Genomic DNA, 26912 nt, shown 5'->3' on the forward strand with positions numbered 1-26912 from the left:
AATGAATAAGACGAAAAAGAAACTAAGTTTTTTAGACCGCTATCTTACCCTTTGGATATTTCTGGCCATGGCTGTCGGTGTCGGAATCGGATATGTGTTTCCTTCCATTGCCGGAACTATAAATTCATACAGCAGCGGCTCTACGAATATTCCTATTGCCATAGGGTTGATTTTGATGATGTACCCTCCTTTGGCAAAAGTAAATTACAGGCTGTTGCCGATGGTTTTCAGGGATGTTAAGATCTTATCCGTCTCTTTGTTACTGAACTGGATCATAGGGCCTGTACTGATGTTCGTTCTCGCCATTACCTTTTTAAGGGATTATCCCGAATATATGGTGGGGTTGATCCTTATAGGCCTTGCCCGGTGTATTGCCATGGTGCTGGTGTGGAACGACCTTGCGGAGGGAAGCAGCGAATACGGCGCCGGATTGGTGGCTTTAAACAGTATATTCCAGGTGTTCGGTTATAGTTTTTACGCCTGGTTGTTTATCACAAAACTTCCGCCCTTGTTTGGTTTTGAAGGTGCCATTGTAGATATTTCCATTGGAACCATAGCCGAAAGCGTAGCTATTTACCTGGGAATTCCTTTCCTGGCAGGTATATTAAGCCGCCTTATCCTGGTTGAAGTAAAAGGGGAGGAGTGGTATACCAAAAAATTTATCCCTGCCATTTCCCCGGTTACATTGGTAGCCCTGTTATTTACTATTATAGTGATGTTTTCCCTGAAAGGAGAGTTGATTGTGGAAATACCGATGGATGTGGTCATTATTGCCATCCCCATGCTTATCTATTTTGCATTGATGTTCCTTATCGGCTTTTTTGTGACCAAAGCAATGGGAGCATCGTATGATAAGAATGCGGCGGTAGCCTTTACCGCAGCGGGCAATAATTTCGAGCTGGCGATCGCCGTGGCCATTGCCGTATTCGGATTGAATTCCGGGCAAGCCTTTACAGGGGTTATCGGTCCGTTGGTTGAGGTTCCGGCTTTGATCCTACTGGTGAGGGTTTCTTTCTGGCTGCGAAAAAAATACTATCGGGTTAAGATGGCATAAACGGAAAATTACTGTTCCGGTACTGTTCCGGACTGAAAAGAACTGTGGCTTTCGAACCTTTTACCACGAATGGACATGGGGCGTGGGACAAATTAATAATAAGTCGGAAAATCAGGTTCCCTTTAGTCCCGATAATCCCGATAATTATCGGGATCGGGAAGGACGAACCTGATTTTCCTTGGTCATAACCAAACTAAGAACTCCCCAACTAAAAAACTAACAACTAAACAGAGTTAGGCAAAGTCCATCCAGTTGCTCTTGTCTTTATAATTATCCAGTGCTGTTGTACCCACGTGGTTATGCATAGTATGGGTTAAGGTAGAAATTTCTTCGCGCACAACCTCTATGCAGTTGTCCGTTAACTGTTGACTGAATCCTGCATTGTTGAGTTCCAGGACATCGTTGACAGAAACAACACGTGCCAGTATTTTTCCAAAATCGATAGATTTTCTCTGGGATAAGGGACCGTCTATGGAAAAATCCAGTTGTTTTTTAAATACTTCTGCGGCCATCCGGGTTTCGTTTTTCTGCGCTGCGAAAGTGGCTAAATGGCTTATCCCGGATTTTTTCATTTCTTTAATGATAATATCGGAAATCTGAGTGTAGAGCATTTCGTTAGATCCTTCGAATATCCGGAAAGGGCGGCTGTCCATAATACCTCTTCCTCCAATGTGACTGATCCGGTATCCTTTTGCCCCGGAGAGTTGTACGTGGGTCTGGGCCGAATCCTGCATCAGGTCGGTTATCAAGGCCTTCATACTGTTGGCCTGCAGACCGGAAGAGGCTACATTGTTTTCAATACCGCTGATCCTGGTGCTCTTGGCACACATTGCAGAGCATATGGTAAATGAAGACTGCATCCTGGATAATTGGTACTGTACCTGGTCCATTGAAAACAGGTTAAAGTTACCTACCATACGGTTCTGGCAATGTTCTATGGCATCGTCCAGTAACCTTTGGAGAAAGCCCATGGCCATTCCGGGGAATTGCATTCTGCTTCGGTGCAATATGTCCAGCATCATTTTTAAGCCGGTGGAGTGCGGCTGTAGTTTTTGACTGACGGGCACCTTGATGTCGATTTTGTTCCGCCCGTAAGGGATCATGTAAAGTCCCGCGTTGTCATAGTATTCCAGCACTTCGATCTTCTGCTCCTTTTTGGATTCGTCCGAAACAAAAAAATCGATATCCCTGGCCAGTTCATTCTTATGGTTGATACCTCGCGAGGCGATGAGCCAGTAATTGGCCATGCCCGTAAGCCCCTGCCAGTGCTTGAGACCTTTTATATGATATTCTTCCCCGAGGAGTTGATTACTGGTTTTCATATTGAGCGCATCACTACCGTAGTTTGGCTCCGTGATCATCAATCCTCCCATAGCCCCGTTGTCCATAAAATTCTTATAGATCTCGGGTTTTATGCTGTCATTACCGTATTTGGCCAGCGGTTCCAGGAAAAGGGCAATGTTAATCCCGAAAGTCAGGGACAGGGGAAGGGATTGATAAGATGCCGCAGACAATACTCCCAGGCACTCTTTAACGGAAACACCCCTTCCGCCGTAATTTTTCGGAATAGCTACGGACAAGGGGTTTAATTTCATAATATCTTTCCAGATTTTAGCCGGTAACCCCCTGGAAAGACTTAATTGGTTAATGTCTGCCGTTTGGTTAAATATGATGTCCAGAGAATCTTCAAAATTTTTGATGAAATTATGGTAAGGCGTCTGGGATGCGGATAATTGTGATGTTGAATACATAACCTGATAAATTTAATGTTGTTCGTCATCATAACAAACGGAAATATAAGTTAATAAAGATGACGTAAAAAAGCAAACCCCGGCGTGTTAATACCTTCTTAAATCCAAGGAAAAAAACGCTTAATCGTAAAATACCCCCGGATAGTACCATAATAATGGCGGATACCCGGGAGCACGGACTAATAATAATCGAGGCGGATCGTTATGTCCGCCTGATTTTTATGTTATTTCGGAACATTCCGTCCGATAGTCTCCTTGCCAGGGCTTATCTCCGGAAATTAGTCCAGAACCTCTACATTAACTGCATTGATCCCTCTGTTCCCTTGTGTAGTTTCGTATTTTACACGGTCGTTTTCCCTTACCTCATCAATTAATCCGCTGTGATGAACGAATATATCCTGGGAAGAATCGTCAGGAGTAATGAATCCAAATCCTTTGTCGGTATTAAAAAATTTTACAATGCCTTCTTTCATGATTATATAGTTTTAATTATTAATTAATAAATGTATATGCCATTCCTGTTTTTCCCGCTCTGCCGGTCCGTCCTATACGGTGGATATAACTATCCAGTGTTTGCGGTATCTGGTAATTGATCACGTGGGTAACGTTATCCACATCGATACCTCTCGATGCCACATCGGTAGCCACCAGGACCCGGATCTTTCCGGATTTGAACGACTGGATGGCTTTGGACCTGTAATTCTGGGATTTATTACCGTGTATTACATCGGAATTAATCCCGGTTTTTATGAGTTGTTTGTTTATTTTATCTACAGCCCTCTTGGTTTCGGCGAACAGTATTACCTTTTTAAACGAATCTTCACGCAAAAGGTTATACAGAACATCAAACTTATTTTCACCGTCCTGGACTTTGATCATGTTCTGTTTTACATTATTACTGGACTCCGCACCGCTGCTGGCCGTAATTTTTATGGGATTTTCCACAAGTTTCTGGATCAACGCTTCCTGCGAAGGTTTTACCGTTGCGGAGAACAGCATGGTTTGTTTCCTGGAATGCATAAGAGATACAATGGTCTTAACGTCATTTATAAAGCCCATATCCAGCATACGGTCAAATTCATCCAGGACCAGTCCCGTAATACCCTGAAGGCTCAGGGCCCTTTGATTGATCAGGTCAATCAACCTTCCGGGAGTACCTACGATCAAATGACTTTTCCTTCTTGCCTTAATAAGATCTTTTCCCACACTTGTTCCCCCGATAAAACAGGTTGCCGAAAATCTCAATCCCCTAGTGAGGTCATCGAATTCCTCCCGGACCTGCATTGCAAGTTCCCTGGTTGGTACCACTACCAGGTAGGTAGTTTTATCGGCAGTGAGTAACTGCTGAACCATGGGAATTAAAAATGCGCCGGTTTTTCCGGTACCTGTTGAAGCAACACCTATCATATTATGCCCGTCAACCAGGTTTTCTATTGTTTTTTCCTGGATTTCCGTGGGTTTTTGATAGCCTTTTTTCAGTAGGTTACGTTTTAGCGCGGGATGGAGGTCCATATCGGCATAAGTTTGTCCGGATACGTATGCTGTTGGTGTATCAGTGATCATCTCGGCATGTTTTAATAGTACATGCGGACTTAATGTAGAGGCAGCTCTCTTATTGGACTGCGGTTTTTTGGTATTTATTCTTTTTCTGTAATTCATTAGTATTCGTTTTGTTTTAAGGAAAAGGATTTGCAGCGGACATTGTTCTTATCAACTGCATCATTTAAAATAATCTCCACTCCGTGAAACGGTCGTCGCCTTAAATTCTTTCCTGTTGTTAATTTTTTTGTATAAAAGATATGCCCGTCTTGTCCTGAGGGGCGTATAATTGAAGTGATAAAGGCTATAAAGAAAATCGTAGTGCACAGCAATGCCCATAATTGCCATGATAGGTTCATATCCTGTAAAAAGAAGGTACTCAGTTCCTTTAAATGAGAAAAAATAGAAAAGATAAGAGGAAGAGAAATAAAAAACAGGTAATGTATAAAGATAGAACCGGACAATGTTGTCCTATCCTTTAATCTGCTTTTCCCAGTATTTTTTAAATAATTTGAAACGAGATTTTGCCTTGTAACCGAAGGATCAGCAACTTTTGACCCTGAAAAAAATAATTCTTTGATAAATTTTGATTTAGTTCCAATAAATAAATGTTCCGATCAGAAAACATTTTTCGTCTTATTCTATAAGAGTAAGCTTTATGGATTACAAAAATGAGAAAGTAATGTTAAATAGGAATTCTCGAAGAGCCAACTTAAACGGATACCTGTCAAATGCAACGTGCAACGAACTTTATAAAATAGTTGTCAGTAAAATTACTAAACTGGTGGCAAATATACGATGTTTTTTGTAAATAAGCCAGTAATTTCAAATAATAGATGAAATTTTTGGCAGAAATGCTTTGCTGGCAGTATTTTTTTATCCGGTTAAAGGTTAAAATCCTGTCCTGAGCCTGACCTGCCATTTGATTACAGTTACTTTAGGTTTCATAAATTTTAGCCGTGGATTCACGAATAGTTGGATTAATTTTCTGAAAATTATTCGTGTATTGGGTAAAACAGAGGGACAGTCGGCATAAAAAATTGAATTTCTAATCTGTATGTGCCAATAAATTATAAACTTTGATATATGGAACGAAAAAAACATTGGGAACATATCTATGAAACAAAGTCTCCTGAAGAGGTTAGCTGGTATCTACCGGTTCCCGAAGTCTCTCTTGATTTTATAGAAAGTTCCGGAGTTCCGAAAACTGCAAAAATCCTGGATATTGGAGGGGGAGACAGTTTTCTTGTGGATCACCTGCTTCGTCTGGGGTACCAGGACATCAGTGTTCTGGATATTTCGGAAACAGCTATTGAAAAAGCAAAAGAAAGACTAGGAGAACAGGCGAAAAAAGTAAAGTGGATCGTAGAGGACATTGCAAATTTTCAACCGGACGGGATGTATGATCTCTGGCACGACAAGGCGGCTTTTCATTTTTTGACAGATAAAAATGAAATTTCGGATTATGTAAAAACCGTCGGGAACCATATTGTACATGGTGGTTTTTTAGTAATTGGTACTTTTTCCGAAAAAGGTCCGAAAAAATGTAGCGGAATAGAAATACAACAGTATTCCGAAGTATTCCGATAATACTATGACTGATCTGTTTAAACCGGGTTTTGAGAAAATAAAATGTACTTATGCAGATCATAAAACTCCTTCGGGTAGTATACAGAATTTTGTATTTTGCAGCTTTAAGAAGGTCTAGTTCAAATTGATCTGTACTAAACCTGTAATGCGTATATTTTTGTAACCCGCATAATATACGGGACAGGACACAAAAATATCTTTGCTGACTGTTTAATGAATTACAGATGTATCACCATACGGACAAAAGATAATGTTGCCAAAAATAATACGTACCGATAATTCAAGAACCACAATCATCATCCGGCTTATCGTCGGAACCGTTTTCCTTTCGGAAGGGGTACAGAAATTTCTTTTCCCGGCCATTCGCGGAGTAGGTAGAATGGAAAAGATCGGACTTCCTGCAGCGGACTTTTTAGGAGTGTTTGTGGGAACATTTGAAGTGATTTGCGGAACACTTATCCTCATGGGTTTTCTCACCCGGCTGGCTGGCGTCCCCCTTATGATTATAATGTTGGTAGCCATTGCAACTACAAAACTGGAAATTTTGACCAATGACGGTTTTTGGGAAATGATGCATGCCGGCAGAACGGATTGGGCTATGCTTTTGGGAAGTTTTTTCCTGGTAATAAAAGGCGGTGGCTTATGGTCGGTGGATAAAATACTTTTGAAAAATGGCGGGTAGGCTAAAAGAAGTAGCTCTTCTGTTTTTTAAATTGGGCAGTATTGCTTTTGGAGGGCCTGCTGCTCATATAGCCATGATGGAAGATGAGGTGGTGAAGAAAAAGAAATGGATGTCCCGGCAGCATTTTCTCGATCTGGTGGGAGCCACCAATCTGATCCCCGGCCCGAATTCTACCGAAATGACAATGCATTGCGGGTATGAAAGAGCCGGGTGGAAAGGATTGATAACCGCAGGAGCCTGTTTTGTATTTCCGGCCGTTGCTATTACCATGGTATTTGCCTGGTTGTATAAAGAATATGGGCAATTACCTGCGGTAGAGCCTTACATCTATGGTATAAAACCGGCCGTAATAGCCATAATCCTGGGAGCGGTTTACAGGCTTGGCAAAAAAGCCCTCAAAAATGTAAAACTCGGTGTTCTGGGAGGAATGACACTAATGGCGTGTCTTATGGGGGTGCACGAGATCCTCGCCTTATTTGCCTGCGGGGTATCGGGCCTGGCTTTATATTTTATCTCTGAATCAAAAAATAATTTAAACGGGAGTGCATTGTTCATATTCTTTCAGGCCGCCAAATCCGTAGCTTCCGCAAAAATTTTCTGGACTTTTTTAAAAGTAGGAGCTTTGTTATACGGAAGCGGTTATGTACTGTTTGCCTATTTGGATGCCGAATTGGTAGACAGGGGATTGTTGACGAGACAGGAATTGATCGATGCCGTTGCCGTAGGACAGTTCACCCCGGGACCTGTCCTGTCCACCGCCACATTTATCGGTTGGCAGTTAAACGGTTTTTTCGGAGCGGTTGTTGCTACTGTAGGTATTTTTCTCCCTTCTTTTATTTTTGTTGCCATATTGAACCCTTTCATTTCCAAAATGCGAAAATCAAAAGTGTTTACGGCATTTCTGGACGCAGTGAATATTGCTGCAGTAGCCGTTATCATAGCAGTTTGTATAGAGATGGCAAAAGATACATTGACGGATTGGCGTACTGTTTTAATAGCCATTCTAAGTTTAACAGCCGTTTTTGTCTTCAGAAAAGTAAACAGCGCTTTCATTGTTATAGGCGGATCCATAGCCGGATACCTGTTGGAGACATTGTTGTAAATTTTAGACAGTTTTTTAAACCGGGAAGCCTTGTCCGGAGTTTAATTCCCTCACTTCAATACCTCAAAATCAATTTCCCTGAAACTATACAGACGAGGTTATCCGGTGTATCCTTTTCCTCTCAATTATCCGGCTACGGGCAATCGGAAACAGGCCGTAAGTGTACTTAGTTATTTTGATCGCTGAAATCATTCTGTGTTCCGGTTTGAACAAATTCACATTGATTAAATCTCTTTTATTGATACTTTTTAATGTGTTTTGTTCATTATTCGTATTGTTTTCCTGTTATTTTCTAAATAATTTGATCTAGTTATTTTTATTAAGTAATAATACTTATTTTTGCTTTAAAATACTTAGTTATGCAGAAAGTCGTAGTTGTAGGTAACGGTATGGTGGGGTATAAGTTTTGTGAAAAACTTATCGCTTCCGGTTCCAGGGAAAAATTTGAGATCACGGTTTTTGGAGAAGAACCCCGGTCCGCTTACGACCGTGTTCATCTGAGCGAATATTTTTCCGTGGAAAGTGCCGACGAGCTTAGTATGGCACCTTTGGAATGGTATAAAACCAATGATATAAAATTGTATACTTCCTCCCTGATTTGTGAGATCGACAGGGAGAAAAAGATAGTTATTGATCATAAAAATAATAGCTACCCTTACGATTATCTGGTTTTAGCTACGGGCTCTGCCCCCTTTGTCCCGAACATAGATGGCATTGATACCCCCGGTGTGTTTGTGTACAGGACTATTGAAGACCTGGATGCGATCAGGCAGTATGCCATAAAGGCCCGGAGGGAGTACGGCGGAAAAGCTGCTGTTCTGGGAGGTGGACTTTTAGGCCTGGAAGCTGCCAATGCCACCAAGGAACTCGGACTTACAACAGATGTGGTGGAATTTGCTCCGCGCCTGATGCCCAGGCAACTGGACGATTCGGCCAGTAGAATGCTGCAGGCCAAGATAGAATCAATGGGAATAGGGATCTATCTGAACAGATCTACCAGTAAGATTTACGGAGATAACAGGGTAGAGGCCCTGCATTTTGCGGACGGGTCTCAATTAAAGACCGATATGCTTGTCATTTCCGCAGGAATACGTCCGAGGGACGAACTGGGCAGGAATGCCGGCCTTAAGACCGGGGAACGCGGAGGTATCTGGGTAAATAATAAAATGCAGACATCCGACGCGTCTATATACGCCATTGGGGAAGTAGCTTTTTACAATGGCGGGATATACGGACTTGTGGCCCCCGGTTATGCCATGGCCGAAATTGCGGTAAACCAGATCAGTGGAGGCGACAGGCTGATGGTAGAGCATATAGATATGTCCACACAGTTAAAGCTTATAGGAACAGAAGTAGCAAGTTTTGGGGACCCCTTTATCGATGGTAATAATGCTTCGGCTATCGTATTTGAAAATAAATTTTCCGGTGTTTACAAAAGGATAAATATAGATAAAGAGTCCAGGACCCTGCTGGGAGGTATTTTAATAGGGGATTCTTCCGATTACAACAATCTTTTCCAGTTGTATATAAATGCAATGAAACTCCCGGAAAACCCGGAAGATCTGATCATTCCCGATAAAAGTGGCGGGACTTCCGCCGGCAGTGTTATGGATTTGCCCGATACGGCACAGATATGTTCCTGCGAAAGTATTTCCAAAGGGGATATTTGTGAAGCGATTAATAGCGGCTGCTGCCAGAACCTGGAAGATGTGGTAAATCAAACCAAGGCTACCACCGGGTGCGGCGGATGTAAACCCATGGTTACGGATTTGGTAAGCGAAAGCCTCAAGGCCCTGGGAAAAGAGGTAAAAGAAACTATCTGCGAACACTTTAACTACAGCAGACAGGAGCTTTACGATCTTGTAAAGATCAATAAGGTTAAGGATTATAATGAAGCCCTGGACCTTTTCGGTAAGGGGCATGGCTGCGAGATATGCAAGCCGGTCCTGGCATCTGTATTTGCGAGTATCTACATGGAAACAGCCAACAGGCAGGTGACTATACAGGATTCGAACGATAAATTTCTGGCCAACATCCAGCGAAACGGTACCTATTCGGTAGTTCCCAGGGTCCCCGGAGGAGAAATTACCCCGGAAAGACTGATGGTATTGGGACAGGTGGCCAAAAAATATGATCTGTACAGTAAAATTACGGGCGGACAGCGAATAGACCTTTTCGGGGCGGAACTTCATCAATTGCCGCATATATGGAGAGAACTCATTGAAGCGGGTTTTGAAAGCGGGCATGCCTACGGTAAGTCGCTCCGGACCGTGAAAAGTTGTGTAGGGTCTACCTGGTGCCGCTATGGCATGCACGAAAGCGTGAGTTTTGCCATTCGGATAGAAGAGCGTTATAAAGGACTGCGATCGCCGCATAAGCTGAAAGGCGGGGTCTCCGGATGCATACGCGAATGCGCGGAAGCCCGGGGGAAAGACTTCGGTATTATAGCTGTGGAAAAAGGGTGGAACCTTTATGTATGCGGCAACGGGGGAGCCACGCCAAAACATGCCATACTCCTGGCAGAACAACTGGATGACGAAACCTGTATAAAATATCTCGATCGGTTTTTAATGTACTATATAAGAACTGCACCCCCGCTTACCAGGACCGCGCCCTGGCTGGAAAAACTGGAAGGGGGGATAGAATATCTCAAGCGGGTTGTAATCGACGATAGCCTGGGCATTGCGGAAGACCTGGAAAATGAAATGCAAACCCTGGTGGATTCATATGTCTGTGAATGGAAACAAGCCATTGAAAATCCCGAAACGATGAAAAGATTCAGACATTTTGTAAACTCGGAAGAAACCGATAGCTCCATAGAATTTGTCCCCATGCGGGAACAAAAAATGCCAAAACCCTGGAAATAAGGTACGGTTGTGACAAGCAGATAACATAAACAGATGAAAGAAATTTTAGATCAGTACAAGACAGTTAACGAACAGGAAATCAGGGAGTGGTTCCTGGCGGGAAAAATAAGTGATTTTCCCAGTGACGGAGGGGTGTGCGTAAAATATAAAACAAAACAGATCGCCGTTTTTAACTTTGGAAGGTTCGGCAAATGGTACGCCTGCCAGAACCTGTGCCCCCATAAACTGGAAATGGTAATTTCAAGAGGTATGATCGGGGAATCCTCCGGCATTCCCAAAGTGGCCTGCCCTATGCACAAAAAGACCTTTTCCCTGGAAGACGGTTCCAATTTAAACGGAGAAGAATATAAAATAGCCGTTTATCCTGTGAAAATAGAGAATAAAAATGTGTATATTGGATTTTCGGAATGATATTTCGGATTCCTTTCCGAAGGCCATACGGAACGGATCCCGAAAAGTACTCTTGTAATTGTGTTAAAAATGTCGGAAGCCAACCAGTCTTCAATAGAGTGGCGTACGTTTAGTAAATTAAAACGTCTTTATATTTTAGCGTTAAGCGCCATTGCTATTTCGGTTTTGGTGAGCCAGGTATTTATTCACCGTTTTCTGGACGACCAGGAAAATGATTCCACCCTGGTCAATATTGCGGGAAGGCAGCGGATGTTAAGCCAGAAACTGTCCAAAGAAGCCATGCAGCTTTTACATGCCGGGGATAATACTTCTGACCGGGAAATAGTGTCTAAAATGCGGGAGACGGTTGCTTTGTGGGCTGATTCCCAGCGGACACTGATAAACGGAAATAAGGAATACGGCCTGCCGGAAAACAATTCGGAAACGATCCGTGGCATGTTCCATGAAATAACCCCGTATTTCAAAACCATGGAAAGTTCGGCCAACTATGTTATCGGGTATGTCGAATCCGGTGAATCGGCCGCTATAGATGCCATAAGACCGGCAATATTAAAAATCCTGGAAAATGAATCCCCCTTCCTGGAAAGAATGGACCGTATTGTCAACCAGTACGAAAAAGAAGCAGGGGAAAAAGTAAAACGCCTGGAACGGTTGGAAATTATCCTGACCTGTTTCACACTCCTTGTACTCCTGTGCGAATTTATTTTTATTTTCTTTCCAACGGCCAAAGCGGTCAGAAATACCATTTCACAACTTATTGCTTCTGAAAAAAAGGCCAGGAAAATGGCATATCATGCGGATAAGCTGAGCCTGGAAAAGGACAAATCGGTCAAGGAATTGAAAGTACTCAACCAGGCCATAAACCAGACATTGCTTTTTGCTAGGATCTATCCGGACGGTGAAATAATACAACTGGGAGAGAAATTCTCCAGGATATTCAAGATCAGGGAGCTCCATAATTTCAATAAGTTCCAGGACCTTTTTGCTGTTAATGAAGCAGAGAGGAAACAGATGGAGGCTTTATTACAACAGAATTCCAGGCTGAACTGGCAGGGTGAAGTGAAAGTGACGGATTCCTCGGGAAAAAACATATGGATGGAAATGTCCCTTATTCCTTATAATCCCGGGAATAACAAATGGGAAATCCTGATCATTGCTACCGATATCACCACCAGGAAAGAAGCCCAACTGGAAATTGAACGGCTTACCAAAGAACAATTTGAAGAGAAGATGAACCGCCAGAAACTGGTTTCCAGTAAAATCATCGAAAACCAGGAACAGGAACAAAACAGGATAGCCAAGGATATCCATGATGGTATAGGGCAAATGCTTACGGGGTTGAGCCTTAACCTCCAGAGTATCGATATCTGCAAACCGGAGAAGGCTGCAGAGAAAATAGAGAACCTGAAAGATTTAACCCTGAATATCATAAAAGGAGTCAGGACGGCCACTTTTAACCTGATGCCCCCCGAACTTAGTGATCACGGTATAGTACCGGCCCTGAATAAACTGACGGAAGAATTGTCTAAACTTACAGGGAAAACCATATTTCTTTACGATAAAACCGGATTTGATCACCGGCTGGATTCTTTGATGGAGATCAATATTTACAGAATTACGCAGGAAGCCGTAAACAACGCCATAAAATATGCCGGTTCTTCACAGATTATCGTCAGCGTCTCCCATAGCGATAGCCTTCTCAGTATTAATATCGATGATAACGGCAAAGGCTTTGATCCTCAGAAATTAAAACCGGCAAATGGCGAAGGAGGAATGGGGATCTCGTATATGAAAGAGCGCATCCGGTACATTGACGGCCGATTGTTCATCAACTCACAGGAGGGAAAAGGGACCCGCGTAACAATCAACATTCCCATATCTGCATCGTAAATACGTAAAAAATCATTAGTTTTGATAAAATATCTTAATCGGGATGAGTGATAAATTACGTATATTCCTCGTTGATGACCACGTACTGGTCCGTGACGGAATAAAAGCTTTGCTGGAAGAGCAGGAGGAAATTGAAGTTATAAACGAAGCTTCCGACGGGGACGAAGCGCTCCGTATCCTTGAAAACGAAACGCCGGACCTGGTCATCGCGGATATCAGGATGCCAAATATGAACGGCATAGATATGATAAAGGAACTAAAGCGAAAAAGTCCCCACATAAAAACACTGATGTTATCCATGCACGATTCCGAAGAATACGTAGTTCAGTCTATACAGGCAGGTGCGGACGGGTATCTTCTGAAAGGTTCCAGTAAAGAGGAATTTTTAAAGGCCCTGCACAAAATAATGCATGGGGAAAAATACTTTTCCGGTGATATATCCACCATATTGATCAACCATTTTTCCGGTAAAGGTGGAGATACCACGAAAAAACCCGGAAAGACTTCGGAACGAAACGATCCTTTTCGCCTGACCAGAAGGGAAAAACAAATACTGGACCTGATATTGGAAGGCAAGAGTAATAAGGAAATAGGGGACGAGCTGAACATAAGTAAGCGTACCACAGAGGTGCACAGGTTCAATTTGATGAAAAAACTTGAAGTAAAGAACCTTGCGGAGCTCACCAATAAGGTTAAAGAGTACGACCTGTAGAAATTCCTATTGACAATATCTGAAATTTAACCGGTTAAAATTTTACAATATACAATATCCCTCCCGGAATAAGTGATGACTTTTAGTAGTTGATAATTTTTGTAATTACGTATATTAATACGTATTTTATTAAGTAATTTTACTTAATTTAGTACAAAACAATATACGTTATGAAAAATTTTGATTCCAAGAAAGCTGTCAAATTAGAATTGCTGAATTTCAAAAGCCTTCCTATCCGGACATTCTGGATTTCTTCCATTGCGTTTTTCCTGTGTTTTTTTGCCTGGTTCGGCATCGTGCCTTTTATGCCGAGTGTAGTGGCGGACCTGGGGCTTACGCCGGCGGAGAAGTGGAACGCTACGGTACTGGCGGTTACCGGTACTGTTTTTGCACGTTTGTTAATAGGGAAACTATGTGATAAATACGGCCCCAGGTTGTGTTATACAGGGCTGTTGATATTGGGAGCCATACCTGTTATTCTGACCGGTTTTGTGCAGACCCCCATGCAGTTCCTCATCTGCAGGTTCCTTACAGGGTTTATAGGTGCTTCCTTTGTGATTACCCAGGTGCATACCTCCCTGATGTTTTCTTCCAATATTGTAGGTACCGCAAATGCCACGTCTGCCGGGTGGGGAAACCTGGGAGGAGGGGCTAACCGGTTGGGAATGCCTCTGCTCGCCGCCCTGGTGGTAGCTATGGGAGTTTCGGAAGCTTCCGCCTGGCGTTATGCCGTTATTGCCGCGGGAATCCTGTGTTTCGGTATGGGGCTGGTATACTTTTTATGTACCAAAGACACCCCGGAAGGAAATTTTTCCGAACTAAAGAAAGGAGATAAACCAGAGATCCGTAAAGATGAGATAGGATTCCTTCAGGTACTGAAGGATTACCGGGTGTGGATACTTTTTGCAGTTTACGCGTGTTGTTTCGGAATTGAACTTACTGTTTACGGAACGATGGATGATTATCTTCAGAATACGTTCGGTCTGGAAAGGATAACCGCCGGGAATATCGTATTATCTTTTGCCCTGATGAATATTTTTGCCCGTACCCTGGGAGGGATTTTCGGGGATAGGTTCGGTAAATCGAAGGGGTTAAAGGGCCGGGTCTGGTTTTTGTCCGTTATACTTATGGTACAGGGAGTAGTGCTTGCTGTTTTTTCGGGAATTTCAGGTAATTTATTTGTGGCAATCGGAATTTTGATCGTTTTCAGTCTTGCCGTGCAAATGGCTGAAGGCGCTACCTTTTCGGTAGTACCGTTCATTAATAAAAAAGCTATAGGCACGATTTCGGGGATAGTTGGAGCCGGTGGTAATGTGGGAGCTTTCCTTGCTGCACTCCTTTTAAAATTTAAATCAGGGGCCGCGGAAAAAGCCGCTATTGCCGCTACCGAAGGATTAGGAGAGGAAGCTGTTAAAGCAATGCAGGCCACGGCGTCTTCTGCCGCGGTGTCACAGGGATATTTGTGGATAGGAATAATTGTCGTAATCTCAGGAATGGTTTCGTTTGCTATTCGTTTTTCTACCAGTGATGAAAAACTGGCCAGCGAAGAGATAAAACATTCCCTGAGAGCGGAACCTGCAAATTTTTAATACAAGTACTGTTTTTATTCGGATTGTTCAAAAAAACATAAAGACAATTCCTTATATTTCAATTGTTTCGATTTCTCTTTTATCTGTGGTATAAATAGTTCAAATTTGTATAAAACCGGCAAATGTATGTTGGAAAAGGAAGTGAAAAGTACGTGTTCGTACTGTGGTGTTGGATGCGGGATCGTTGTACGTAAAAATGCAAGGAACCGTGTGGAGGTGGAAGGAGATAAAGATCATCCCGTAAACAAGGGCATGCTTTGTTCCAAAGGAATGAACCTGCATTATGTGGTCAATGATACTTCGGACAGGTTGTTGTACCCCGAAATGCGCTGGAGCAGGTCGCACCCCAAGGAAAGGGTATCGTGGGACGAGGCTCTGGACAGGGCGGTGGGCGTATTCAGGTCTATCATTGAAAAACACGGCCCGGACAGCGTGGGTTTCTACGTATCGGGACAGTGTTTGACGGAGGAATATTATATAGCCAACAAACTGGTAAAAGGGTTTATCGGTACCAATAATATTGATACCAATTCCAGGCTTTGTATGAGTTCTGCCGTTGTAGGGTATAAAAAGACCTTTGGAGAGGATATCGTGCCGGGAAGTTATGAAGATATAGAACTTGCGGATACTTTCTTAATTGCCGGGGCCAATCCCGCATGGTGCCACCCCATCCTTTTCCGGCGGCTTGAAAACCACAAACAGAAGAACCCGGATGTAAAGGTTATTGTCGTTGATCCCAGGAAAACGGATTCGGCAGCCCTTGCGGACCTCCACTTACAGATTTTACCGGGAACGGATGTGTTCCTCTATAACGCCATAGGGAGATACCTTCTTAAAAAAGGGTATATAGATAAGAATTTTATCAAAAACCATACGCAGGGATTCAAAGAGTTCAGGGAAGCTGTTCAGGCTGTTTCCTTCAGTAAAGCAGCCGAAATTTGTGGTATAACCATTGCAGATATTAAAGAAGCGGCTATGATGATCGGGAGATCCGGAGGCTTTATGAGTTTTTGGGCAATGGGACTGAACCAGAGTATAATAGGCAGTGAAAAGAATTATGCCCTTCTCAACCTGTCACTCGTTACCGGGCAGGTAGGCAAACCCGGATGCGGCCCTTTCTCGTTAACAGGCCAGCCCAATGCCATGGGAGGAAGGGAAGTAGGAGGTATGGCCAATTTACTTGCCGTACACAAAGACCTGGCCAATCCCGAACACAGGGAAGAGGTAGCCAATTTCTGGGGCGTGGAAAAAATTAATGCCAAGCCTGGGTATACGGCTACCGAAATGATAGATGCCCTGGAGGATGGAAAACTTAAGGCCATCTGGATTATCTGTACCAACCCTATGGTCAGTCTTCCCAATTCCAAAAAAGCGGAAGCTGCGCTAAAGAAAGCGCGGTTTGTGGTAGTCCAGGATATATCTGAGAATTCCGATACGGTCGAATATGCGGACCTTGTACTTCCGGCAGCAGGATGGCTGGAAAAGGAAGGCACCATGACAAATTCGGAAAGGCGGATATCGTATCTTCCCAAGTACATCCATCCGCCCGGGGAGGCAAGACCGGATGTAGATATACTTTGTGACTTTGCACAGCGAATGGGGTACGGAGGGTTTAATTACGGGAATACATCCGAAATATACGAGGAATACGCCCAGATGACCAAAGGGACCAATATAGATGTATCGTATTTGAATTACGATCGCCTTAAGAACGAAGGTACATTCCAATGGCCGGTTTCCGAATACCGGCACCCCGGTACCCCCAGGCTTTTCCAGGACAAGGTATTTTATACTCCGTCCCAAAAGGCCGTTTTTAATATTCCTAAAGTCACGAACCCAGGATTTTTACAGAAGGAATCGGAATATCCCCTGGTACTGACCACGGGAAGGGTACGCGATCAATGGCATACCATGACCAAAACGGGGAAGGTCTCAAGGTTAAAAACACATTATCCCGATCCGGTATTGGAAATTAATATGGTGGATGCTTATCTAAAAGGTATCCGTAACGGGGATGTTATTGAAGTAAGCAGTAAATACGGACAGGTAAGGCTCCGCACGAAGATTACGGAGAATATCCGGGAAGGCGTGGTTTTCATGCCGATGCATTGGGGGAAAAAGTTAAAAAGCGATCTGAACAGGGCCAATAATTTAACAAGCGGTATTGTAGACCCGATCTCGAAAGAACCCGACTTTAAATATACAGCCGTACGTATTAATAAATATGAAAAGAAAAAAGAAAAGATCGTAGTTATAGGTGCCGGGGCTGCCGCATTCCGCTTTATACAAAATTACAGGGAACACAATACAGAGGATGAGATCACCGTATTTTCCTCGGAACCCGATTCGTTCTACAATCGTGTTTTACTCCCGGAATACATTACGGAAAATCTGAGTTGGGAACAATTACAGAAAGTAAAGGAAAAGGCCCTGGAAACACTGAAAATCGATCTTAAACCCGGGATTTCGGTGGAGAAGATCGACAGGAATACCAGAGAAGTTATCGATCAGAATGCGGGCAGGTATCCGTATGATAAACTGATCTTAGCCACCGGGAGCCGTGCTTTTGCTCCCAAAGATGCCCAGTTGCACCTTCCTGGAAGGTTTACGATGCGGAATAAAAAGGACGCGGACGATTTTAAAGCATTTATGGAAACCACACATCCCGATCCCCAGCAGAGGCATGTGGTTGTCGTGGGAGGAGGATTGTTGGGACTGGAACTGGCTGCGGCACTACGGGAAGAGCTGGTGAACGTTACCGTGGTTCAGAGGTCCAGCCGGCTGATGGAAAGGCAACTGGATATTACATCGAGCAAACTCCTGGAAGAAGATGTTCACGAACGGGGTATCCAGGTCTATTTTGATAATGAGGTAAGCACGGTCTTTAATGCAGAGGATTCCGGGGAGCTGAACATTACCCTGAAAAGCGGACGGATACTCAATGCGAATGCTATTGTTTATGCTATAGGTACTCGTCCCAATATTGAAATAGCAAAAGAAGCCGGAATAGTTTGCGGAAGGGGAGTACGGGTAAACCAACACCTGCAGACTTCGGATACCGATATTTTTGCACTCGGGGAAATTGCGGAGTACAAAGACAAAATGTTTGGTATAACTTCGGCAGCAGAAGAACAGGCTACGGTTTTAGCCAATTTCCTGGCCGGGGATATCAGCAGTTCGTATAACGGATCCATTTTAATGAACATCCTCAAGTTCAGTAATCTCGACGTTTGCAGTGTCGGGGAAATCAATGTTCCGCAAAATGATGATACTTACGAAGAGATCGTATTCCTCGACCTGAAGAAAAGATATTACAAAAAGTGTATCGTACAGAATGATCTGCTTGTCGGCGCCATTTTAATGGGGGATAAAAATGAATTTGCCGAATTCAAGGGACTGATCGAAGGCAAAATGGAACTGGCCGATAAAAGGGAAGTGCTATTGCGTGGATCCGGCGGCAGTAAACCTGTTAAAGGAAAACTGGTTTGTTCCTGTAGCCAGGTCGGTGCAGGAAACCTCGAGGAAGCTATTTCCGGGGGGTGCAGGGATTTTACCGAACTGTGCAACCAGACCGGGGCAGGCCTCGGGTGCGGAAGCTGCAAATCGGAAGTAAGAGAACTTTTGCATAATTCAAAAGCACTGGTATGAGAAAGCAGATAGCCAGATTATGGATCAAAGGAGGGGTGTTATCCCCCGCCGAATTAAAAAAAATAGCGGAAAATGCGGAGCAGTCCGGTTTAAAAAGTATTTCTTTCGGGTCTAGACAGGATATCCTTTTTCCGGAATACAGCGAAAACGAATGGAATAAAAGACTCGCTTTTGAAGATTTTAATCTTATGGATTCCGTTTCCGGATTTCAAACCGAAAATATAGTTTGTTCCTATGTAACCACGGATATTTTCCCGACTACTTCCTGGATTACCGGCGACCGTTACCTGTATATCCTGGAGCAGATCCGGTACTTTCCGAAACTTAAAATTAATATTACCGAACCAAAGCAGCGACTTGTCCCCCTGTTTACGGGGCACCTTAATTTCATCGCTTCCGAAAGGGAAGATTACTGGTACTTATACATCAGGCTGCCCGACTGGGAGATCATGGAGATGTACCCGGCGCTTATCTACAGCTGGGATATTGCAAAAATAGGAGAGGCTATCGAGAATCTCCTGCAGGAAGAGCCCGAAAATGTAGAAACCCTCTTCGACCTTTTGAACGATGCGGTTGAAACGGATAATAAAACCGTAGACAAACCTCTGGAGGTGCCTTTTTATCCTTTTCCATATTACGAAGGGATGAACCGAACCGGCACCGGGGAATACTGGCTGGGATTGTACTGGAGAAACAACCGTTATGACCTGAAGTTCCTGAAGACCATGTGCGACCTGTGTTCGGAATTAAAAATAGGGAGAATTTGTATTACACCGTGGAAATCCTTTATCATTAAAGGAATCCCGGAGCGCTCCAAGTTACAATGGGAGAAACTGCTCGGAAGGTTTGGTATAAACGTAAGACATTCCATGCTGGAACTGAACTGGCATTTACCGGTGGCCAATGAAGAATTGTTAAAACTAAAACGATATCTGGTTGCCAGTTTTGATCAGAATGATATTTCCACATACGGGCTTACTTTTACCATCAGTGAGCATACCCGGCGTTATTATTACTTTACTTCCATTGTAGTGGAGAAAAATGTACAGCCTTCGGAGCTTACCGGGTTTGATATCCGGGATACTTACAACCTGCTTTTTGCCAAAGACTTTGATCCTAACACCAAAGAATATATCACCTATGTACAGGACATTGATCAGGATGCGCTTCCCGGACTTTTAATGGAACTGAGCCAGATGTATTTCGAACAATTGGGAAATAAAAAGGAGGAGGATAACAAGGCGGCCAGGGAGGTGACGGAGCATCGTAAAGAAGTATTTCAATGCCGGGAATGTTTGACCGTTTATGATGCGGTATATGGGGATATAACACAGAATATACCTCCGGGAACCTCTTTTGAAGATGTCCGGGAAGACTATACATGCCCGATCTGTGAAGCCCCCAAAGGTTCGTTCCGGAAAAAGGTATTTACCGGGCTAAAACAGTAATTCCTTAATATTTAAGCGGGAACGGTATGTAACCCTAAGTTCTGATAGATGAACTCATCGTCCGTATTCCATACGGTTGGTAGAGAACCGTTTTGTGAAAGCAGGTGATGCATTTTTACTACTTCTCCGATAACGATGATCCCCGGGGCTGTTGATGTCTTCTTTTCTGTTTTGCTCAGAATGTTTTCTACAGTGCCTGTACAATATTCCTGGTTACTGTTTGTACCGTTCCGAATAACGGCTACAGGCATATGTTGTTTTCTTTCCGCTTTGAAGATATCTGTTATTTCCGCCAGTTTTTTCATTCCCATAAGTATGACCACAGTGGCATTGGACCTGGCAGCCATTTTTATGTCATCGGAAAGTTTTCCGGATGAGGTTGTTGCCGTAATTACCCAAAAACTTTCCGAAACCCCGCGGTGCGTTACCGGGATACCGATATTCGCGGGTACGGCAACCGAAGACGATATACCGGGAATGACCCGGAAAGGGATACCATGCCGGGATAAAAAAGCCATCTCTTCACCACCTCTCCCGAAGATAAACGGGTCCCCGCCTTTCAGCCTTACGACATGGCCGTTGTTGCGGGCTTCATCAACCAACAGCTGATTTATTTCGTCCTGGGAGTAAGCGTGTAACGATCTTCTTTTTCCCACGAAGATCATCTTAACCGTTGCATTTGCGTGTTTAAGGATATCCTTGTTTACCAGGGCATCATATAATATCACATCTGCAGTTTCCAAAGCTTTAACCGCTTTTAAAGTTAACAGTTCCGGGTCTCCGGGCCCTGCGCCCACAAGGCTTACGAAAGGGGAGTTGTTATGGGTGTTTTTTATCATAATCGTTCGTTTACAGCAACCGGTATTTTTTTATTTCCATTTGACTCTTTGTGGACCTCTGCGAAACTTTTGTGAGTCTCTGTGCAACAACATAGTGAGAACAGGTTATTGCGCAAAGATGCACAAAACAGATAAAATCCGGACCCTACCCGGGAAGTTTTATAAAGCATAAGACTTTCCATTGCTTTTACTACGTAGTTTTTCCTGCCTTGCCGTATCGCATAACCATCCATAGCGGATTGCCGGAAATGCGGGAAGTCAAACGGGGCGTCCACGGCAACAGCCAATATTTTCCCAAGGGTAGTATCTATTGCAGATTCCACGATAACCGGGGTTGGACTGTGGTCCTGAATAAATTGCCGGGCCTGGTTGACTGAGATCATCAATTGATTGATTAGAGACAGGGCAAATATAATACATTGTACTTAATTTTGAAATAAAAAATAAGTATAAATACGTAATTTTATAAAATTATTATGTATGTTTGAGTGGAATTTAAAATTTTAGCTATGAAAAGAATTTTATCAACCTTTTTTTTAATGATCTCGTTAAGTATGCTGTGTACTGCCCAGACTATACATCTGGATGCGGATATGAGATCCAGGTTTGAGTACCGGCACGGATACGGCAACCTGTTTGCCGACGGGGCTAAACCGGCGGCATTTGTTACCCAGAGGTCTCGCCTGAACACAGGATATTTTTCGGAGAACCTGAAAGTGATGTTAAGTATTCAGGACGTCAGTACCTGGGGAGATACGCGCCAGCTGTCCCCTTCGGATACGAATAATTCCCTTTCCCTGTTCCAGGCCTGGGCCGAACTAAGTCCCCTGGACAAATTTTCGGTGAAACTGGGCAGACAGGTAATCTCGTACGATGATGAAAGGATATTCGGGGGAGTAGACTGGGCGATGCAGGGGCGTTTTCACGACGCATTATTGTTGAAATATAAAAATGACGGTTTTAGTATGGATGTAGGTCTGGCCTTCAGCCAGGAAGAAGAAACACTTATAGGAAGCCGGTATGATATAACCGGGTTTTACACCTATAAAACCATGCAGTACCTCTATGCTCACAAAACATTTCAAAATTTGCAATTGAGTTTTTTGTTTTTAAACAACGGGTTTCAGAAGTATGAAGATGAAGAAAAATCTGTTGCCGATGGTGTTTACGACCGTCAGACAACCGGATTGTATTTTCAGTATCCTTTGAGTAAATGGAAGTTTTCCGGCAGTTTTTATTACCAGTTCGGGAAAGCCTCGCCGGAAATCGATTTAAGTGCATACCAGTTTGCCTTCAACGGGGAATACGCCATGACATCGGGGACCCTGGGTGCAGGGATCGAAATTCTGAGCGGGACCGATATGCAGGGAGATTCGGATAGTCGTTCGTTTTTTCCGCTATACGGCACTAATCATAAATTCAACGGGTTTATGGACTATTTTTATGTGGGGAATCATGCGGATAATGTAGGGTTGAACGATATTTATGCAAAGTATCTTTTTAAGTTTCCTGGGTCCACATTGCTTCTGAAAGGACATTACTTTACCTCCAATGCGGACTTGTCTCCCGGGGAAAGCCATTACCTGGGAACCGAATTGGACCTGGTTTTCGGGAAGGAAATTATGAAAAATGTCTTCCTGAATATGGGATATTCCCATATGTTTCCGTCGGACAGCATGCAAACGGTTAAAGGAGGAATTTCCCCGGACAATACGAATAACTGGGCATGGGTACAATTAAAAATAACCCCGAAATTATTACAGTTCTCCATGGCTGATTAAACAATTGTGGATTAAAGTTCATTTAGCCACGAATACACGGGTAAAATTTAGACAGTTTCTTTTAATATAGTGGAATTATTGTTCTCCTGGCGGGAGCAGAATTTTACGGAATACTTCGGATGTTTTATGTACCTGTACCGTCCAGTCCTCTGCGGCTGAACCGTCAGCGCCGTCCGAGATGTACTTCAGGCACAGAAAAGGAATTTTTTCTTTCATGGAAATGAGGGCCAACGGGTATGCTTCCATATCTACTACGTTGTATTCCGCGGCGGCGTGGTTCATTTCAAAACTGTCCCCCGTTCCGCAAATTCCCTCCGGAAGTCCGTTTAGTCCGAATCCGTGTGCCAGAAGGGGAGGGATACCCGAAAGCGGAGTTTCGTATAAAGTGTAACCGAGACCTCTTACGTCCATGTCCCGTTGAACGAACGTAGTGCAGCAAACGACTTCTCCTTTCCGGAAATGCCTGCTCCCGGCCGAACCCAGGTTAACAATTAATCTGGGTTTTCGCCTATGTATGGCTTTGGAAAGTTCAAAGGCGGCATTTACCTTTCCTATGCCGGTGATCAGTTTATTGGTATCGTTAAAGGCTGTCCCCGCTTCAGATTCCAGGGCAAAAACAAATAGGGTATCTTCCAGCGAATATGTATTGTCTTCGTTTATTGTTATCATCATTTTTATGGAAAAGGACAAATTTAAGAAACAGTTTTCTGAAATGACCGATATGTCAGTCAGGATAAGGTGCAAAACCGAAAAAATCTCCTAGTTTTGCGTCCTAAATGGAGAATCCTATGTTATCGGTAAAAACAAAAAGTTTATTGCTTTTTTTCTGGAACGCACTACTTGTTGCCGTTTTGTCCGTTTTATTGGCCTTTACACTTAAATATCTGACCGAAACAGCAGAGGAATTCATATTGGAATTAGCCACAGCATATACCGTAGGTTTATTCCTGTTTCCCTTTGCGGGACTTATACTCATATACTATTTGAGAAAGTGGATTTTTAAGGGGAAAAAGAACAAGGGAATTAAAGAAATTTACAATACGCTTTCACATCGCAAAGAATCACTTCCGTGGTATAAGATACCGTCCCATTATATCAATGGATTTTTAACGGTTATTTCCGGGGGATCTACCGGTATAGAGGTTTCTACCGTAGTCGCTACGGCGGCTGTCGGAGCGAATATGCAGCGGACCGGAAAATCGGCTAAAAAACATCGTTCCGCATTGATCTGTGCCGGAGTGGCTGCCGGAATAGCCACCCTGTTCAGCAGCCCTTTGGCAGGAGGATTGTTCGCCCTGGAAGTCATTGCCAGGAAGAGGGACAGGTTTATATGGATAGCCGTTGGTATGGGGAGCGCCGTAGCCGGTGGAGTGATGTACCTCGAAGGGCAGGAGTACCTGTTTGATGCGGAAATCCTGTTCTGGAAATGGCAGGCCATGCCTTATTTTATAGTGGTGAGCCTGTTGAGTGGTATTTGTGCAGTATACTTCACCAAAACTGTCCTCTTTTTTAAAGAACGACTGGGCAACCTGGAAAATAATTTAATGCGGATCGGCATCGGGGCATTGCTGTTGGGCGGCTTTTTGTATATGTTCCCTCAGCTTTACGGGGACAGTTACCATGCCATACCGGAATTCTTAACGATGAGTTCCGAAATGACCGATATGTCATATACGATTCCCGTTTTACTCTTGTTGATACTGTTTAAACCTCTTGCCGCAAGCCTGACCCTGGGTGGTGGTGGAGATGGAGGGGTTTTTGCCCCGAGCATAGTTACCGGGGCGTTTATCGGGTTGTTTGTAGCGCTTGTCGGAAATCAGTATTTCGGTATGGAGCTGGTTCCAGTTAATTTTGCTTTAATCGGAGCGGCAACCATGCTCAGTGCTGCTATCCATGCCCCTTTAACAGCACTCTTTCTGGCATGCAGTATCGTAAAGGGAGGATATGTACTTTTCGGGCCAATGCTGGTTACGGTTTACCTGGCCAAACACACGGCAAAATACCTGTACGGTTATACGGTATACACTTATCAGAAAGCTTGAATCTGTAAAAAATCAGAGTTCGTAGATAACCCGTAAAAAGGAACTGAAGCCCTCCGGGCCCTTGTTCATGGGAAACCCTGTTACCAATCCGACGGCAAGCCTATGGTTTAATTTTATTTTAGCCTGCGGGCGAAGGGTCATTTCCAATCTTCCACGGTTTATCTCCTTGTTTATTTCTATTCCGATAAAATGTCCGGTGCCCGGAATGGTGTAGTGGAAAGAAGTATTGATCTGCCAGTTGATGCCCGTAGTGTTGTCAGCCAGATCCTGTCCAACCACCGGACCGGTATAGACCAGGGTATGAAAATCGGACCCCCAGCGTTTGGCGGCAATAAAGAACGGGTTGTAGGCTACCCCGGTAATCAACCGATTATTTCCGTACTTATTAAAATCCGTGAATTCAAAGATTTGGGTATACCCTACAGCCAGGGTGGCCTGGTGTTCTGTAGAGACAAGGAAAGAATACTGCGAGGAAAACCGCAAACATTCCAGTTTGTTTGCGGGAACTTCGGCATTGCCCCCGGCTCTTTTAAAAAAAGAAAAATCCGCTTCTACCTCAAGTCCCAGTCGATGTATCGGGGCAAATTCATATTCTACCAGGAAGGCATATTTGTTGTAGTTTTTGATTTTGGCAAAATCCGCCCCCACGTTGATTTCCTTTTCTCCTTTTCTTGCCCCCAGGTCGCGGACCAGGTCCAGGTATAGCGGTTCGGCATGAGGAACTTTGTCGGGTAAAGGAGTGTCCCGGGTTTGAGCGTTAGTAATTAAAGTGACCATAATGGTCATGAACAACAAGGTGACATTTCTTAAATAAAGTGCTTTTATCTTTTCCATGCCACAAATCAACAGGAAGATGTTGGAATGATCTGGGAAAGTAAATGCTCACGCCCGCTTCCGGTAACAGTCTATTAATGTTTAGTTATTTTTGTTACTTTGAAGTGGTAGAATAATCTATTAAACCGGAAACAGTTAAAAATGAAAGTGTTCGTATCCCGCAGAATTCCCGAAAAAGTGATCGCGCTCCTGGAAGAACAGGGGCTGGAGGTCATATATAATAATTCGGATAAGAAAATGTCACAAAATGATCTTACAGAAGCCTGTAAGAAAGCAGACCTGCTCTTTAACGTGGGAAGTGCTGATCTGAATGCCCGTTTTATGGAATCGTGCAGTCATCTCAAAGGCATAGCGCTTACCAGTGTAGGATATGATCATGCGGATTTAAAAGCCGCTACATATTATGGTATCCCGGTGTCCAACACTCCTGATGTGTTGAGCAAAACAACTGCGGATACTGCTTTTCTCCTGATGCTGGCCACTTCGCGAAAGGCGTTTTACGCGGCTCGACAGGTGGAGAGGGGAGAGTGGAAAGATAACGGTTTTCTGCATGAACTCGGAACAGAGATAAACGGTAAGACTTTGGGGATTTTCGGACTCGGGAGAATAGGAATGGAGTTTGCCAGAATGGCCGGCGCAGCTTTCGGAATGCGTATTATTTACCATAACAGAAGTCGTAACACGGAAGCCGAACGGCTTTTGGATGCCCGCTATGTGGATTTTGATGAATTGCTGGCAGAAAGCGATGTACTTTCCGTACATACCAATCTCACCCCCGAAACGCAGTATCGCTTCAACCGGGATTGTTTTCATAAGATGAAAAAAACATCCATATTCATCAATACGGCAAGAGGTAAGATTCACCACGAAACCGATCTGATTACTGCGCTGAATGAAGGGGAAATATGGGGAGTCGGCCTGGATGTAACCGACCCGGAACCCATGCTTCCGGACAATCCTTTATTACAGATGTCTAACGTTTGTATATTGCCCCATATCGGGTCTGCGACCGTAGAAACGCGAATGGCTATGGCCCGTGTGGCGGCAAATAATCTGATTGCGGTGTTTAAAGGAGATAAAATGCCCCAGGTAGTCAATAAGGAAGTCTACGATGAGGTTTAACCTGAAAAAAT

At 43.7% G+C, this 26912-nt stretch carries 21 protein-coding genes; 14 read left to right on the forward strand and 7 right to left on the reverse strand.

The features are described 5' to 3' along the window. The first annotated feature begins 1 nt into the window (after position 1). Positions 2-1054, forward strand: coding sequence for an ACR3 family arsenite efflux transporter (arsB, locus tag ACVBDU_RS12495; RefSeq protein ID WP_447180092.1), 1053 nt, complete (start codon positions 2-4; stop codon positions 1052-1054). Positions 1055-1287: 233 nt separating this feature from the next. Here the strand turns inward: arsB and ACVBDU_RS12500 are convergent, their stop codons facing one another. The 3 genes from ACVBDU_RS12500 to ACVBDU_RS12510 form a co-directional block, all read right to left on the reverse strand. After that, positions 1288-2805: an acyl-CoA dehydrogenase family protein gene (locus ACVBDU_RS12500; protein WP_447180093.1), complete on the reverse strand. Its 1518-nt coding sequence runs from the start codon at positions 2803-2805 to the stop codon at positions 1288-1290. Between the two features lie 278 nt (positions 2806-3083). After that, the gene (locus ACVBDU_RS12505; protein ID WP_447180094.1) at positions 3084-3278 is read right to left on the reverse strand and encodes a cold-shock protein; all 195 of its coding nucleotides are present in this window, start codon (positions 3276-3278) and stop codon (positions 3084-3086) included. A 19-nt stretch (positions 3279-3297) separates the two neighbouring features. Further along, the gene (locus tag ACVBDU_RS12510; protein WP_447180095.1) at positions 3298-4464 is read right to left on the reverse strand and encodes a DEAD/DEAH box helicase; all 1167 of its coding nucleotides are present in this window, start codon (positions 4462-4464) and stop codon (positions 3298-3300) included. A gap of 966 nt (positions 4465-5430) precedes the next feature. Between ACVBDU_RS12510 and ACVBDU_RS12515 the strand changes: the two genes are divergently transcribed. The 10 genes from ACVBDU_RS12515 to ACVBDU_RS12560 all read left to right on the forward strand — a co-directional run bounded on the left by ACVBDU_RS12515 (position 5431) and on the right by ACVBDU_RS12560 (position 20283). After that, positions 5431-5934: a class I SAM-dependent methyltransferase gene (locus ACVBDU_RS12515; protein ID WP_447180096.1), complete on the forward strand. Its 504-nt coding sequence runs from the start codon at positions 5431-5433 to the stop codon at positions 5932-5934. Positions 5935-6184: 250 nt separating this feature from the next. Beyond that, entirely contained in the window at positions 6185-6616 is a 432-nt protein-coding gene (locus ACVBDU_RS12520; RefSeq protein ID WP_447180097.1) for a DoxX family protein, read from the forward strand. Further along, a complete protein-coding gene (chrA, locus tag ACVBDU_RS12525) occupies positions 6606-7718 on the forward strand; it encodes a chromate efflux transporter (RefSeq protein WP_447180098.1) in 1113 nt (370 codons plus the stop codon). Before ACVBDU_RS12520 ends, chrA begins: the two co-directional genes overlap by 11 nt. A 359-nt stretch (positions 7719-8077) precedes the next feature. Beyond that, complete coding sequence (gene nirB / locus ACVBDU_RS12530; protein ID WP_447180099.1) at positions 8078-10585, forward strand: nitrite reductase large subunit NirB; 2508 nt, start codon at positions 8078-8080, stop codon at positions 10583-10585. Between the two features lie 33 nt (positions 10586-10618). Next, positions 10619-10996, forward strand: coding sequence for a nitrite reductase small subunit NirD (nirD, locus tag ACVBDU_RS12535; RefSeq protein ID WP_447180100.1), 378 nt, complete (start codon positions 10619-10621; stop codon positions 10994-10996). Between the two features lie 69 nt (positions 10997-11065). Beyond that, complete coding sequence (locus tag ACVBDU_RS12540; RefSeq protein ID WP_447180101.1) at positions 11066-12886, forward strand: sensor histidine kinase; 1821 nt, start codon at positions 11066-11068, stop codon at positions 12884-12886. 43 nt (positions 12887-12929) lie between these two features. Then, positions 12930-13598: a response regulator transcription factor gene (locus ACVBDU_RS12545; protein WP_447180102.1), complete on the forward strand. Its 669-nt coding sequence runs from the start codon at positions 12930-12932 to the stop codon at positions 13596-13598. 170 nt (positions 13599-13768) lie between these two features. Beyond that, the gene (locus ACVBDU_RS12550) at positions 13769-15187 is read left to right on the forward strand and encodes an MFS transporter (protein ID WP_447180103.1); all 1419 of its coding nucleotides are present in this window, start codon (positions 13769-13771) and stop codon (positions 15185-15187) included. 126 nt (positions 15188-15313) lie between these two features. Next, a complete protein-coding gene (locus tag ACVBDU_RS12555) occupies positions 15314-18835 on the forward strand; it encodes a molybdopterin-dependent oxidoreductase (protein WP_447180104.1) in 3522 nt (1173 codons plus the stop codon). Further along, positions 18832-20283 carry a rubredoxin gene (locus ACVBDU_RS12560; RefSeq protein WP_447180105.1) on the forward strand — a complete coding sequence of 484 codons (1452 nt, stop codon included), beginning with the start codon at positions 18832-18834 and terminating at the stop codon, positions 20281-20283. The genes ACVBDU_RS12555 and ACVBDU_RS12560 overlap by 4 nt, the downstream gene beginning before the upstream one ends. 11 nt (positions 20284-20294) lie before the next feature. Here ACVBDU_RS12560 and cobA read toward each other — a convergent pair whose 3' ends face one another. Both cobA and ACVBDU_RS12570 read right to left on the reverse strand, forming a co-directional pair. Then, positions 20295-21122: a uroporphyrinogen-III C-methyltransferase gene (gene cobA / locus ACVBDU_RS12565; RefSeq protein ID WP_447180106.1), complete on the reverse strand. Its 828-nt coding sequence runs from the start codon at positions 21120-21122 to the stop codon at positions 20295-20297. Beyond that, entirely contained in the window at positions 21119-21505 is a 387-nt protein-coding gene (locus tag ACVBDU_RS12570; protein ID WP_447180107.1) for a hypothetical protein, read from the reverse strand. The genes cobA and ACVBDU_RS12570 overlap by 4 nt, the downstream gene beginning before the upstream one ends. Before the next feature lie 126 nt (positions 21506-21631). Between ACVBDU_RS12570 and ACVBDU_RS12575 the strand changes: the two genes are divergently transcribed. Continuing rightward, positions 21632-22903, forward strand: a complete 1272-nt coding sequence (locus ACVBDU_RS12575) for an alginate export family protein (RefSeq protein WP_447180108.1) — start codon at positions 21632-21634, stop codon at positions 22901-22903. A gap of 75 nt (positions 22904-22978) precedes the next feature. Here the strand turns inward: ACVBDU_RS12575 and ACVBDU_RS12580 are convergent, their stop codons facing one another. Next, the gene (locus tag ACVBDU_RS12580; RefSeq protein ID WP_447180109.1) at positions 22979-23575 is read right to left on the reverse strand and encodes a 5'-methylthioadenosine/S-adenosylhomocysteine nucleosidase family protein; all 597 of its coding nucleotides are present in this window, start codon (positions 23573-23575) and stop codon (positions 22979-22981) included. Positions 23576-23691: 116 nt separating this feature from the next. On the opposite strand from ACVBDU_RS12580, the gene ACVBDU_RS12585 reads away from it, so the two are divergent. After that, on the forward strand, positions 23692-24945 hold the full coding sequence (locus ACVBDU_RS12585) for a chloride channel protein (protein ID WP_447180110.1): 1254 nt from the start codon (positions 23692-23694) through the stop codon (positions 24943-24945). Between the two features lie 12 nt (positions 24946-24957). Here ACVBDU_RS12585 and ACVBDU_RS12590 read toward each other — a convergent pair whose 3' ends face one another. Beyond that, positions 24958-25779 (reverse strand): HAEPLYID family protein, encoded by an 822-nt coding sequence (locus ACVBDU_RS12590; protein WP_447180111.1) that lies wholly within the window; start codon positions 25777-25779, stop codon positions 24958-24960. A gap of 141 nt (positions 25780-25920) precedes the next feature. On the opposite strand from ACVBDU_RS12590, the gene ACVBDU_RS12595 reads away from it, so the two are divergent. Continuing rightward, a complete protein-coding gene (locus tag ACVBDU_RS12595; protein WP_447180112.1) occupies positions 25921-26901 on the forward strand; it encodes a 2-hydroxyacid dehydrogenase in 981 nt (326 codons plus the stop codon). Positions 26902-26912: the final 11 nt, after the last annotated feature.

It is taken from the genome of Sinomicrobium endophyticum (assembly GCF_052983315.1).

What these genes read in the sequence shown, in the direction of transcription:
- nirD (WP_447180100.1), top strand. Translation starts at nt 10,619, where the DNA reads ATGAAAGAAATTTTAGATCAGTACAAGACAGTTAACGAACAGGAAATC.
- nirB (WP_447180099.1), top strand. Translation starts at nt 8,078, where the DNA reads ATGCAGAAAGTCGTAGTTGTAGGTAACGGTATGGTGGGGTATAAGTTT.
- ACVBDU_RS12515 (WP_447180096.1), top strand. Translation starts at nt 5,431, where the DNA reads ATGGAACGAAAAAAACATTGGGAACATATCTATGAAACAAAGTCTCCT.
- arsB (WP_447180092.1), top strand. Translation starts at nt 2, where the DNA reads ATGAATAAGACGAAAAAGAAACTAAGTTTTTTAGACCGCTATCTTACC.
- ACVBDU_RS12520 (WP_447180097.1), top strand. Translation starts at nt 6,185, where the DNA reads ATGTTGCCAAAAATAATACGTACCGATAATTCAAGAACCACAATCATC.
- ACVBDU_RS12500 (WP_447180093.1), bottom strand. Translation starts at nt 2,805, where the DNA reads ATGTATTCAACATCACAATTATCCGCATCCCAGACGCCTTACCATAAT.
- ACVBDU_RS12555 (WP_447180104.1), top strand. Translation starts at nt 15,314, where the DNA reads ATGTTGGAAAAGGAAGTGAAAAGTACGTGTTCGTACTGTGGTGTTGGA.
- ACVBDU_RS12575 (WP_447180108.1), top strand. Translation starts at nt 21,632, where the DNA reads ATGAAAAGAATTTTATCAACCTTTTTTTTAATGATCTCGTTAAGTATG.
- ACVBDU_RS12560 (WP_447180105.1), top strand. Translation starts at nt 18,832, where the DNA reads ATGAGAAAGCAGATAGCCAGATTATGGATCAAAGGAGGGGTGTTATCC.
- ACVBDU_RS12545 (WP_447180102.1), top strand. Translation starts at nt 12,930, where the DNA reads ATGAGTGATAAATTACGTATATTCCTCGTTGATGACCACGTACTGGTC.
- ACVBDU_RS12590 (WP_447180111.1), bottom strand. Translation starts at nt 25,779, where the DNA reads ATGGAAAAGATAAAAGCACTTTATTTAAGAAATGTCACCTTGTTGTTC.
- ACVBDU_RS12585 (WP_447180110.1), top strand. Translation starts at nt 23,692, where the DNA reads ATGTTATCGGTAAAAACAAAAAGTTTATTGCTTTTTTTCTGGAACGCA.
- ACVBDU_RS12510 (WP_447180095.1), bottom strand. Translation starts at nt 4,464, where the DNA reads ATGAATTACAGAAAAAGAATAAATACCAAAAAACCGCAGTCCAATAAG.
- ACVBDU_RS12505 (WP_447180094.1), bottom strand. Translation starts at nt 3,278, where the DNA reads ATGAAAGAAGGCATTGTAAAATTTTTTAATACCGACAAAGGATTTGGA.
- ACVBDU_RS12550 (WP_447180103.1), top strand. Translation starts at nt 13,769, where the DNA reads ATGAAAAATTTTGATTCCAAGAAAGCTGTCAAATTAGAATTGCTGAAT.
- ACVBDU_RS12570 (WP_447180107.1), bottom strand. Translation starts at nt 21,505, where the DNA reads ATGATCTCAGTCAACCAGGCCCGGCAATTTATTCAGGACCACAGTCCA.
- chrA (WP_447180098.1), top strand. Translation starts at nt 6,606, where the DNA reads ATGGCGGGTAGGCTAAAAGAAGTAGCTCTTCTGTTTTTTAAATTGGGC.
- ACVBDU_RS12595 (WP_447180112.1), top strand. Translation starts at nt 25,921, where the DNA reads ATGAAAGTGTTCGTATCCCGCAGAATTCCCGAAAAAGTGATCGCGCTC.
- cobA (WP_447180106.1), bottom strand. Translation starts at nt 21,122, where the DNA reads ATGATAAAAAACACCCATAACAACTCCCCTTTCGTAAGCCTTGTGGGC.
- ACVBDU_RS12580 (WP_447180109.1), bottom strand. Translation starts at nt 23,575, where the DNA reads ATGATGATAACAATAAACGAAGACAATACATATTCGCTGGAAGATACC.
- ACVBDU_RS12540 (WP_447180101.1), top strand. Translation starts at nt 11,066, where the DNA reads ATGTCGGAAGCCAACCAGTCTTCAATAGAGTGGCGTACGTTTAGTAAA.